We start from the raw sequence: 11,247 nt of genomic DNA, 5'->3' as shown, positions 1-11,247 counted from the left end.
ACTGAAAAGTTTTAAGCCGGGCAAACTTCAGCCGGTTGCAACTTGCTTTGCGTTGCGAAACAGGTTTAATGAGCGTTTTGCGCCATTTCCGGCCCATCGTTTTGCCTTACAAGGATGCCCACCATGCTTCTGCCCCGTACGCTGCTGGCCGTTTTGTGTTCCCTGACGTTTTCCACGCAGGCCGCACCGGCAGGCGATCTGCCGCTGATGCCGTGGCCACAGCAGGTGACGCAGCCCGCAGGCGGTGGCGCGTTTACCCTGACGCCGCAATTTTCGCTGCACATCACCGGCGATCATCTGGAAGGGGCCGAAGCGCGCTGGCGCGCCCGCATTGCGCGGCAAACCGGCTGGGCGCTGTTGCCCGCCAGCCCAGCCAGCGATCGTCCCGCCATTCAGATCCGGATTGCCGACGCGGTCGATCCGCTACCGCAACCGGACAGCGACGAAAGCTACCGTCTGGAGGTCAGCAGCAGTGGCGTACTGCTGCAGGCACCAACCCGTTTTGGCGCGATGCGCGGCATGGAAACCCTGCTGCAGCTGATCGCCAACACCGCCAGCGGCACGCAAATTCCCTTTGTCACCATTGACGATCGGCCGCGCTTCCCGTGGCGCGGCGTGCTGATCGACCCGGTGCGCCACTTCCTGCCGCTGGAAACCCTCAAGCGGCAGATTGATGGTATCGCCGCGGCGCGCATGAACGTGTTCCACTGGCACCTGACCGACGATCAGGGCTGGCGCTTTGCTTCCAGTCACTATCCGCAGCTGCAGCTGCAGGCCAGTGATGGGCTGTTCTACAGCCAGCAGCAAATGCGCGAGCTGGTGCACTATGCCACCCAACGCGGCGTGCGCGTGGTGCCGGAAATCGATCTGCCCGGCCATGCTTCTGCCCTGGCCGTAGCGATGCCGGAGCTGATGAGCGCGCCGGGCCCGTATGCCATGGAGCGCGGCTGGGGGGTGTTTAAACCCTTGCTCGATCCCAGCAATGAAGCGGTGTTTCGCTTTATCGATACGCTGATTGGCGAAGTCGCGGCGATCTTTCCCGATCCCTACATTCACACCGGCGGGGATGAAGTCGATCCCAGTCAGTGGAACGCCTCACCGAAGATTCAGCAGTTTATGCGCGACCACGGCCTGCAGGACGCCCATGCGCTGCAGGCGTGGTTCAACCAGCGGGTGGAGAAGATTCTCGCCGCGCATCAGCGGCGCATGCTTGGCTGGGATGAGGTGTACCATCCCGACCTGCCGAAAAGTATTGTGATTCAGTCGTGGCAGGGGCAGGACGCGCTGAGCGAAGTGGTAAAGCAGGGGTATCGCGGCATTCTTTCCACCGGTTTTTATCTCGACCAGCCGCAGAGCGCCGCGTATCACTATCGCAACGAGCTCTGGCCGCAGGGGCTGAACGGCGTCGATCAACTGCGCGCCGACGATCAGGCGCAAAGCTGGCAGTTCACTATGCCGCGTCTGAAAGGCAGCGCGGTGCAGGGCAGTTTCACCCTGATTGAGGGCAAAAACGGCTGGCGCGGTTTTATCGATTTCAGCGGCAAGGCGCGACGCCAGGTCAGCGACATTCGCTGGCTATCACCGACGCAGCTGACCTTCAGCGTCGACAGCTGGATGGGGCCGTTTCAGCCGGTGGTGACGCTGACGCGTGACAACCTGACCGGCTACGTGCTGGTGGGCAACGTGCGCTATCCGACCACAGGCAGCAGGCTGGCGCAGATACCGGCCGGTATTGCTCCGGTACTGCCCACGCCCGCTCAGCTGCAGCGTGATTTGCTGGGCGGTGAAGCGGCGCTGTGGGCGGAGAACGTGAATAGCCGGGTGATTGATACACGGCTGTGGCCGCGCGCCTTTGTGGTGGCGGAGCGGCTGTGGTCGGCGCAGGATGTGACCGACAGCGAGAATATGTACCAGCGGCTCAGCGCGATTGATCGCTGGGGGACGGTGTCGGTCGGCCTGCAGCAGCATCAGCAGGCCGAGGTGCAGATGATGCGGCTGGCCAACAGCAGCGATATCACTCCGCTGCGCGTGCTGGCGGAAGTGCTGGAACCCGCGCAGTATTACACCCGCCAGCACCTGAAGTTTCAGGCCGGGCATTATGACTATTTTGAGCCGCTGAACCGGCTGGCGGACGTGTTGCCAGCCGAGAGCGAGCCGGTGCGGCTGCTGGATAAGCAGGTGGATGCGCTGATTGCTAATCGCGGCGATCACGCTGCCGCCAGCGCCCTGCGCCTTCAGCTGCAGCGCTGGCAGCGCAACAGCGATGCGGTGATGCCGCTGGTGCTGGGCAATTATCAGCTGAAAGCACTGCAGCCGCAGGTGCGCCAGGTCGCAGAGCTGAGCCGGATGGGGCTGGATCTGGTGAACGCGCTGGAGCGCAACCAGGCCTACGGTGCAGGCGAGGTGGCGCAGATGCACGCCCAGCTGGATGCGGCGGCGCAGGTGCAGGATGAAACGGTGCTGGCGCTGGTGCGACCACTGGAGAAACTGCTGCGATCGTCGAGATAGGGAAGATCGGAAGTCACGAACTATGCAGGGTCGTCATTGATGACGACCAGGCGATCTCGCCAGGTGCGCACGGATACGCCCCCTGCATGCTGGGTGATTGATGACCGCTAAATCAGCGACGTACCGCGATGGCTTCGATCTCAATCTTCACGTCTTTCGGCAGACGCGCCACTTCCACGCAGGAGCGCGCCGGGAAGCTGGCCTGATGCTCGGTGAAAAACGCTTCATAGGTGGCGTTGACCGTGGCGAAATCGTTCAGGTCTTTGACGAACACGGTGGTCTTCACAATGTCGCCCACCTGCAGGCCAGCGGCCAGCACAATCGCCTTCACATTCTCCAGCGACTGACGCGCCTGCGCGGCGATGTCGTCCGGAACCGCACCGGTGGCCGGATCGACCGGGATCTGGCCGGAGGTGATGATCATGCTGCCGAGATCCACGCCCTGGACGTACGGGCCAATCGCTGCCGGGGCTTTTTCAGTACTGATTTCGCGAGACATTGTTTCTCCTTAGGCATGCGCGGCGAACCCTTGCCCGCCGCGAAAATGTTCGCCCCATTATAGGGAGGAAACGGGCGATTACCAGTGACCGAGCACCACGTGGCGCGCGAACTCTTTCTCGCAGTATTTACACTTCAGGTGCACATCGTCGTCACGCTGTTTCACCGCAAAGCTGGAGAACACCGGCTCGCTGCGGCTGATGCAGTTGCCGTTGGGGCAGGTCAGCACGCGCTCGATGCGTTCCGGCAGCGTCGGTGCGATCTTCGCCACCACTTCATACTCATCAATGCGATTCACCGTGGCGTGCGGCGCGTACACCGCCAGCTGATTGATCTGATCATCAGTCAGAAAAGTATTTTCGATTTTGATCAGATCCTTACGCCCCATCTCGCCCGACGGCAGATTAAGGCCGATGGTGATGCGCTGATCGGTTTCGGTGAGGCGGAACAGTGACAGTAGCTTAAAGCCGACCTGCGCCGGAATATGGTCGATCACCGTGCCGCGTTTGATGGCTTCAACCTGCAGTTTGTTATCGTGGGTCATCGTTCTGCTCCTTACAGTGCCAGTTCGCTATTCAGTACCAGCGCCAGCAGGGCCTGGCGGGCATAGATGCCGTTGCCGGCCTGCTGGAAATACCAGGCGTGCGGCGTGCTGTCGACATCGGTGGTGATCTCATCAATGCGCGGCAACGGATGCAGCACCTTCATGTTATCGCGCGCACCGGCCAGGTCGGCTGCCCGCAGGATGAACTGCGCTTTCACGTTGGCATACTCTGAGGGATCGAGACGCTCTTTCTGTACGCGCGTCATGTAGAGAATATCCAGCTGCGGCATCACTTCTTCGATGCTGTCGTGGCGCGACCAGGCAATGTTCTGTTCATCCAGCATATCGGTGATGTAGGACGGCATCGCCAGCGCATCCGGTGCGATGAAGTAGAAGCGGTTGCCGCTGAACTTCGCCAGCGCCTGGGTCAGCGAATGCACGGTGCGGCCATATTTCAGGTCGCCGACCATCGCCACGTTGAGGTTATCGAGGCGGCTCTGGGTTTCCCGGATGGTGAACAGATCGAGCAGCGTCTGCGTCGGATGCTGGTTGGCGCCGTCACCGGCGTTAAGGATCGGCACGCCGCCCGAGAACTCCGTGGCCAGCCGCGCCGCCCCTTCCTGCGGATGGCGCATCACGATGGCATCCACATAGGTGCCAATCACCGAGATGGTATCGGCGAGGGTTTCCCCTTTCTTGCCCAGCGAGGTGTTGCTGCCGTCGGCAAATCCCACCACCGACGCGCCCAGCCGGTGCATCGCGGTTTCAAATGACAGGCGGGTGCGCGTTGAGGCCTCAAAGAAGCAGCTGGCGATAACGTTGTGTTTCAGCAGCTCCGGCTGCGGATGGGCTTTCAGCTGGGCGGCGGTATGCAGCACCAGCTCCAGCTCATCGCGGTTGAGGTCGTTGATGGAAATAATGTGCTTGCGATATAGCGGGTTGGCCATAGCTCTCTCCTCTGCGCTGCCGGATTGCGGACAAAAAAAAGCCCCTTTACAGGGGCTTTCTGGCGATCGATGAATGACGGAAAGAAACAGGTGCGCCGCCTGCATTCAGGCGTACGGGAGCGGCAAATTGTGCGCTGCGCTGTTGCATGTTTCCTCCGGCAAATTGTGGCGCATTATACGCATTCACTGAGCCGCATCAAGCAGAAATCACGCGCGAGGTAAACGTTTGCGCCGCGCAGGCTTAGCGCTGACTCAGCGTCGCCACCATCACCGCTTTAATGGTGTGCATGCGGTTTTCCGCCTGGTCAAACACCACGCTATGGTCGGATTCAAACACCTCGTTGCTGACTTCCATGCCGTCGTGCAGACCATACTGTTCGGCCATCTGCCGTCCGAGCGTGGTTTGGTCATCATGAAACGCGGGCAGGCAGTGCAGGAATTTCACCTGCGGATTGCCGGTCAGCGCCAGCATCGCGCTGTTAACCTGATAAGGACGCAGCAGGGCGATGCGCTCTTCCCACACCGATTTCGCTTCGCCCATCGATACCCAGACGTCAGTATAGATGAAATCAGCACCCTGCACGCCTTCGGCAATCTCTTCTGTCAGGGTGATTTTGCCGCCGGTGTGCTGCGCTGCCGCGCGGCACTGCGCCACCAGCTCCTCTTCTGGCCAGCAGCCTTTCGGTGCCACCAGCCGCAGATCCAGCCCCACCAGCGCCGCCGCTTCCAGCATGCTGTTGCCCATGTTGTTGCGCGCATCGCCGACGTAGACCAGCGTCATCTCGCTCAGCGCTTTGCCCGGCAGATGCTCCTGCATAGTCAGCAGGTCAGCCAGCAGCTGCGTCGGATGGAACTCGGTGGTCAGGCCGTTCCACACCGGCACGCCGGCATATTCGGCCAGCGTCTCTACCAGCGCCTGACCGTAGCCGCGATACTGAATGCCGTCATACATGCGTCCCAGTACGCGCGCGGTGTCTTTCATCGACTCTTTATGGCCGATCTGGCTGCCGCTCGGGCCGAGATAGGTGACGTTAGCGCCCTGATCGTAGGCGGCAACTTCGAAAGAGCATCGGGTACGGGTCGAGTCTTTTTCGAAGATGAGCGCGATGTTTTTGCCTTTCAGGTACTGGGTTTCGCTGGCGTTTTTCTTTGCCTGTTTTAATTCACTGGCGAGTGATAACAAACCGGTGATTTCGGCTGGGGTGAAATCCAGCAATCTCAGGAAATGTCTCGAATACAGCTGACTCATACTGCGCTCCGCATTACATCAATAATGAATTAAAATTCAATCTAACTGTATGAATATGCATTTTCAACCCCAGCGATAAGAAACTTTCTGTTTTGTGTAGTGGCGCGCGAGGCAGTGTGGGAAAATAATTGCATTCACTGCCACCATTTTGAGGACACGCCCATGGCATACGAAGCATTGCTGGAAGAACAGCGCGAAGAGACGCGCCTGATCATTGAAGAGTTGCTGGAAGACGGCAGCGATCCGGATGCGCTTTACACCATCGAGCATCATCTCTCCTGCAACAACTTCGACTCGCTGGAGAAGGCCGCGGTTGACGCTTTCAAGCTGGGCTATGAAGTCACCGAGCCGGAAGAGCTGGAGCTGGAAGACGGCAGCACCGTGATGTGCGTCGACATCCTGAGCGAATCGGCGCTGAAGCCGGAGCTGATTGACGCGCAGGTCGAGCAGCTGGTGAATCTGGTCGGGAAATACAACGTCGATTACGACGGCTGGGGCACCTACTTTGAAGATCCGGATGCCGAAGATGAAGACGACGGCGAAGAGATCGACGACGAAGACGATGACGGTGTGCGTCACTAAGCCCTGACGGGCGGCACATGCCGCCCGGTAATTTTCCTGCCAGCAAAGAACCTCCGATGAATTACGCTTCGCTATTAGACCCCATTCACCAGTTTTTACAGTGCCGCACGCCGCAGGCGTGGATTGATGAAGCGCGCAAGCCGGAAAATCTCACGTTGCTGCTTACCGATCACATGGTATGCGAGTTGAAAGCGGCGCAGACCGCGGTGTGGCTGATCCGCAAATACGTCGCGGATAAACCCAGCGGCGACACGATTCTGGCGTGGCTGCAGCCGTACGAAGATTTTATTTTCGGCGAGAATCACGACAGCGATTTTATCAATGCCCACAAGAATCTCAGCAAAAGCATCATTGTGCGTAATGAACTGCCATGGGCTGATGAGATGGTGGAAAAGATGGTGCTGCTGATCAAAGAGGAGCTGCACCACTTTTATCAGGTGTGGGAAATCATGCAGGCGCGCGGTTTGCCCTATCGCAAGATCACCGCCAGCCGTTACGCCAAAGGGCTGTTGCGTGAAGTGACTACCCATGAACCGGATACGCTGGTGGATAAACTGATTTGCGGGGCGTATATCGAAGCGCGTTCCTGCGAGCGCTTCGCCAGCCTGGCGCCGCACCTGGATGCGCAGCTGGAGAAGTTTTACATCTCACTGCTGCGTTCCGAAGCGCGCCACTATCAGGATTACCTGACGCTGGCGGCACAGATTTCACCGAAGGATATCGCGCCGCGCGTGCGGGCGATTGGGGCAGCGGAAGCGCGCTTGATCAGCGAGCCGGACGCTGAGCTGCGCTTTCACAGCGGCGTGCCGGCGTTTTGATTTGGTGCGCGCGGCGAAACTTCCTGACCCAGCCTTCAGGCGTTGTCTTACTACCCTCTTTAGCTTCGCATACCTTCTGTGTAAAGACGCAGGGGGTAGTAATTAAGCAGTGAGTCATTAAAGGCTTATAAATACCATGGAAGCAGGAATGAATTTGCCCGATCAAATCTTCGCGGCGCGCTGATGGCCCCAGGTCAGGTAGTAGACATCATAAAAATCCACTTCCCCTTTCTGCTGCATCAGGCGATCGATGCCGCTGCGCACGCGCTCGGGCGTACCCGGATTCTCCAGGATCTTGTCCAGCGCCTGCTGTGAGACCGGCTGCACGTAATACCACTCGCCGTTGTAGCACACACGCAGATCCAGCGTATCGATGTCCTCGAAGCGGTATTTCGGGTTGATGTCCAGCAGCATCAGAAAACTCATCACCAGCACGAACACCGTGGCGAACCAGAAGGCTGGCCAGCCGAGCATCTCAGTCGAGAAAATCAGCGCCACGCACAGGCCGTAGCACAGGTACATCACGCCCCACAGCCCCGGATGGGTTTTCAGGAAGTTAAAGCTAAAACGCGGCAGATTATCGCGCCGCTCTTCGCGGTTGAGCGTGTCGATTTCATCGATCAGAATTTGTTTAATCGCGTCCATTATTCACCTCTGAATATCACTGCCTGCCAGTAAACCACATAACAGTGAAGGGCGGCAGAGACAGATCAGCGGTGTTTTTTTATAACAGTTTTCCGCAACGCATCAGCTCACCTGCCCGACAATCTGCAGATTGGCATCGTCCGGCACCTCGTTATACGACAGCACATTCAGCCCGCTGGCGAACAGCCGGGCGTAGCGCGCAATCAGCGGCCGCAGCTGCGGCGTCACCAGCAGCACCTGCGTCAGGTTCTGCGCTTTCAGCTGCTCCATCATCACCGGCAGCGTGCTCTGCAGCTGGGTGAGAATGTTAGGGTCGACCGGGAAGCTGTCCAGCGCCACTTTGCCGCCCTGCTGCGCCTGATTGAGCGCTGCCAGCAGCAGGTTTTCCAGGTTGTTATCCAGCGTATAGGCGGACAGCGGTTTGTTGTCCGGCGCAATCGCCGCCACCATGGCGCGGCGCAGCGCGTAACGCACGTCGGAGGTCAGCAGGATCGGATCTTTGGTGATCGCCACGCTCTCCAGCAGCGTGGTGGCGATGGTGGTGATGTCCTTGAGCGATACCTGATCGTTGAGCAGCAGACGATACACCTTGAGCTGCAGACTGTAGTTCACTGCGGCGTTGAGATCCTCTGACAGCTTCGGCGCCACGCTCGCCAGCCGCTGATGCAGCTGAGTAATATCATCGTAGTTGAACAGCTCCGGCAGGTTTTCGCGCACCACTTTGTTGACGTGCGTGGCCACTACGCTGGCGCAGTCGACTACCTGATACCCCAGATTCAGCGCTTTGGCTTTCTGCTCCGGCAGGATCCAGGTCACCGCCATACCGTACGCGGGATCGGTATCCAGCAGGCCGTCGATCTCACCGTACTGATCCGGCGTCGGCAGCGCCATCAGGCGGTCGGCGTGCACTTCGCCCACCGCGGTGCGAACGCCGTTGATCTTGATGGCGTACTGCGACGGCTTTAAGTGGAAATCTTCACGCAGGGCGATCTCCGGCAGCAGCACGCCGCTGGTTTCTGACACCACCTGACGCACGCCGCGCATACGCTGGGTCAGCGGCGCGCCTTTGCCTTTATCCACCAGCGTGACCAGCTTGTAGCCCAGATTAAGGCCGATCGGCTCGACCAGCGGAATATTGTCCCAGCTGATGGTCGGCTGTTCGTCCGGCTGCGCCAGCGCCTGATTGATGGCTTCCATGTCGACATGGCTTTGCGTCGGCTTCTGCACCACGCGGCTCTGGCGCCACGCGGCGAACAGCAGCAGGGCGGTGAAGGCGAGGAACACCATGTGCGGCATGCCCGGCACAATCGCCAGCACAAACATCACGCCCGCGGCGGTATACAGCGTGGCCGGTTTCGCCAGCAGCTGCGACTTCACTTCCTCGCCCATGTCAGCGCCGTCGCTGATACGCGTCACGATGATCGCCGCCGCCGTCGACAGCAACAGCGACGGGATCTGTGCCACCAGACCGTCACCGATGGTCAGCAGCACATACTGTTCGAACGCCTGGCCGGCCGGTAAACCGTGTTTGAATACGCCGATCAGGATGCCGCCCAGAACGTTGATCAGCAGGATCATGATGCCGGCGACGGCGTCACCGCGCACAAACTTGGAGGCACCGTCCATCGCGCCGTAGAAGTCCGCTTCGTTGGCCACATCCTGACGCCGCACGCGCGCCTGTTCCTGATTGATCAGCCCGGCGTTGAGATCGGCGTCGATCGCCATCTGTTTGCCCGGCAGCGCGTCGAGGGTGAAGCGCGCCGACACTTCAGAAATACGCTCGGCCCCTTTGGTCACCACCACAAAGTTGATCATGGGCGCCGTCACCGAAGACGAGCGTAAAGAGATCGTCGCGCAGCTTAACGGCACCTCGGTGTTTAACGGTTCCGGCTTTAATCCGTTCGATGTCGAAACCGGACGCGGCTCCGCCATCATTGGTGAAACGCTGGCGATTGCGCCGCCGACCGAGGGTGCCACCGTCAGTGACACCAGCGCGGAAAACAGCGACAGCAACGCCAATCAGGCTAAGGAAGATCTGGACAGCGTGCTGTCGCGCTCCGACGCCGAACTGGCGCAGCTGCGTCAGCAGATCCAGAGCATCATCAACAGCTATCACGCCCAGAACCTGCTGACGCTGGAAACCCTGCCGCAGGGGCTGCGTATCCTGATTCAGGATGACCAGGATCGCATGATGTTTCCGCGCGGCAGCGCAGTGCTGACGCCGTTTTATCAGCGCCTGCTGACCGAACTCGGTCCGGTGTTTAACCGTATCGACAACAAAATCATGATCAGCGGCCACACCGACGCCGCGCAGTACAGCGGCAACGCGGCGTACAACAACTGGAATCTCTCCGGTGACCGTGCGCTGGCGGCGCGGCGCGCGCTGGAGCGCGGCGGGCTGGAAAGCGCGCGCGTGCTGCAGGTGAATGCCATGTCGTCCCGTATGCCGCTGGACAAAGCCGATCCGCTCAGCGCACGTAACCGCCGCATTGAAATCATGGTGCTCACCGAGGCGGCCGCCGAGACGCTGTTTCAGTTTTATGGTCGTGAAGGGGAGAACGTAGTGAAACCCATCGCTGACCGCCTGCGATAACCTGTCAGTGCCTTTGAATCAACTGTTGATTCTACCGGTGGCGAAATCCACCGGTTTTTTTTGCCTGTTTTTTGCTGCGGCAGATGCCGGGTAAACGAGGCGCGCAACGGCATGCCACGAAATGTTAAATATGTTAATAAGTAATTTGGCTTTAGTAAGCTAAATCATTCTTTTATGTGAATTTTGCCGGTGTGCGCACATTGCAATGCCCGGTGGCTTTGCCACAATTAGGCAACGTGGCTATCCGGAGAAAGAGTATGTCTGCCCAATCTTCCAGTCTGCTGTTACTGATGTCTTTCGCCGCCGGTACCTTTTCCGCGGGATCGTCAGGTAACCCGCAGCATTTAATGTTATCGCTGCCGTCCGGCGGTGTACCCAATAATCCGCTGCCGCTGATCATCTGGCCGTGCGTGGTGCCGGAAGAGGAGGAGGACAGCGCGGCCTGGTTTGAAAAAACCTTTAGCGCCAGCGGCTGGCCTGCGGCGTGGCGCGCGCCGATTTTTCCTTACACCCACTATCATCCCAATACCCATGAGGTACTGGGCGTCGGCGCGGGCTGGGCGGAAGTGCTGTTTGGCGGCGACAGCGGCCGCATGGTGACGCTGCGTGAAGGGGATGCGGTGCTGATCCCGGCCGGCGTGGGCCATAAACAGGTGTTTGCCTCCGACGACTTTTTCACCGTTGGCGCCTATCCTGAAGGGATGTCACCGGAAACCGTGCGCGACGAACCTTCCCGGCTGCGCGCGTCGAAAGAGCAGATCCAGCGCGTGCCGCTGCCGGATCGCGACCCGTTTACCGGCGGCGAAGGAGCAATGACCGAAATCTGGCTGCCAGTGGCGCAGCAGCTGATGCACCAGTAAGGT

10 protein-coding genes and 1 pseudogene are annotated in these 11,247 nt (G+C 59.5%); 5 read left to right on the top strand and 6 right to left on the bottom strand.

Annotation, left to right across the window (positions count from 1 at the left end; translation table 11 throughout):
- The first annotated feature begins 123 nt into the window (after positions 1-123).
- Positions 124-2,508, top strand: a complete 2,385-nt coding sequence (locus C1N84_RS16195; protein ID WP_264441678.1) for a beta-N-acetylhexosaminidase — start codon at positions 124-126, stop codon at positions 2,506-2,508.
- Between the two features lie 112 nt (positions 2,509-2,620).
- Here C1N84_RS16195 and ridA read toward each other — a convergent pair whose 3' ends face one another.
- The 4 genes from ridA to argF form a co-directional block, all read right to left on the bottom strand.
- A complete protein-coding gene (ridA, locus tag C1N84_RS16190) occupies positions 2,621-3,007 on the bottom strand; it encodes a 2-iminobutanoate/2-iminopropanoate deaminase (protein ID WP_010615965.1) in 387 nt (128 codons plus the stop codon).
- A gap of 78 nt (positions 3,008-3,085) precedes the next feature.
- A complete protein-coding gene (gene pyrI / locus C1N84_RS16185) occupies positions 3,086-3,550 on the bottom strand; it encodes an aspartate carbamoyltransferase regulatory subunit (RefSeq protein ID WP_010615964.1) in 465 nt (154 codons plus the stop codon).
- An 11-nt stretch (positions 3,551-3,561) separates the two neighbouring features.
- Complete coding sequence (gene pyrB, locus C1N84_RS16180; RefSeq protein WP_021507680.1) at positions 3,562-4,497, bottom strand: aspartate carbamoyltransferase; 936 nt, start codon at positions 4,495-4,497, stop codon at positions 3,562-3,564.
- 241 nt (positions 4,498-4,738) lie between these two features.
- Positions 4,739-5,746, bottom strand: a complete 1,008-nt coding sequence (gene argF / locus C1N84_RS16175; protein WP_021507679.1) for an ornithine carbamoyltransferase — start codon at positions 5,744-5,746, stop codon at positions 4,739-4,741.
- A 162-nt stretch (positions 5,747-5,908) separates the two neighbouring features.
- On the opposite strand from argF, the gene rraB reads away from it, so the two are divergent.
- Positions 5,909-6,328 (top strand): ribonuclease E inhibitor RraB, encoded by a 420-nt coding sequence (gene rraB, locus C1N84_RS16170; RefSeq protein WP_010615961.1) that lies wholly within the window; start codon positions 5,909-5,911, stop codon positions 6,326-6,328.
- Positions 6,329-6,384: 56 nt separating this feature from the next.
- On the top strand, positions 6,385-7,146 hold the full coding sequence (locus tag C1N84_RS16165) for a tRNA isopentenyl-2-thiomethyl-A-37 hydroxylase MiaE (RefSeq protein WP_264441677.1): 762 nt from the start codon (positions 6,385-6,387) through the stop codon (positions 7,144-7,146).
- A gap of 162 nt (positions 7,147-7,308) precedes the next feature.
- Here C1N84_RS16165 and C1N84_RS16160 read toward each other — a convergent pair whose 3' ends face one another.
- Positions 7,309-7,791 (bottom strand): YlaC family protein, encoded by a 483-nt coding sequence (locus C1N84_RS16160; protein ID WP_021507677.1) that lies wholly within the window; start codon positions 7,789-7,791, stop codon positions 7,309-7,311.
- 102 nt (positions 7,792-7,893) lie between these two features.
- Positions 7,894-9,606: pseudogene (locus C1N84_RS16155) on the bottom strand (flagellar biosynthesis protein FlhA); the annotation flags it as partial.
- On the opposite strand from C1N84_RS16155, the gene C1N84_RS16150 reads away from it, so the two are divergent.
- Both C1N84_RS16150 and C1N84_RS16145 read left to right on the top strand, forming a co-directional pair.
- Positions 9,605-10,384, top strand: coding sequence for an OmpA family protein (locus C1N84_RS16150; protein WP_264441675.1), 780 nt, complete (start codon positions 9,605-9,607; stop codon positions 10,382-10,384). The pseudogene C1N84_RS16155 and the gene C1N84_RS16150 overlap by 2 nt on opposite strands.
- A 257-nt stretch (positions 10,385-10,641) precedes the next feature.
- A complete protein-coding gene (locus tag C1N84_RS16145) occupies positions 10,642-11,244 on the top strand; it encodes a hypothetical protein (RefSeq protein WP_021507674.1) in 603 nt (200 codons plus the stop codon).
- The last annotated feature ends 3 nt before the right edge of the window (positions 11,245-11,247 follow it).

The organism is Pantoea sp. SGAir0418 (assembly GCF_043529865.1).
Note: the sequence above shows the minus strand (reverse complement) of the source record. Positions and strands in the feature narration are given on the sequence as shown.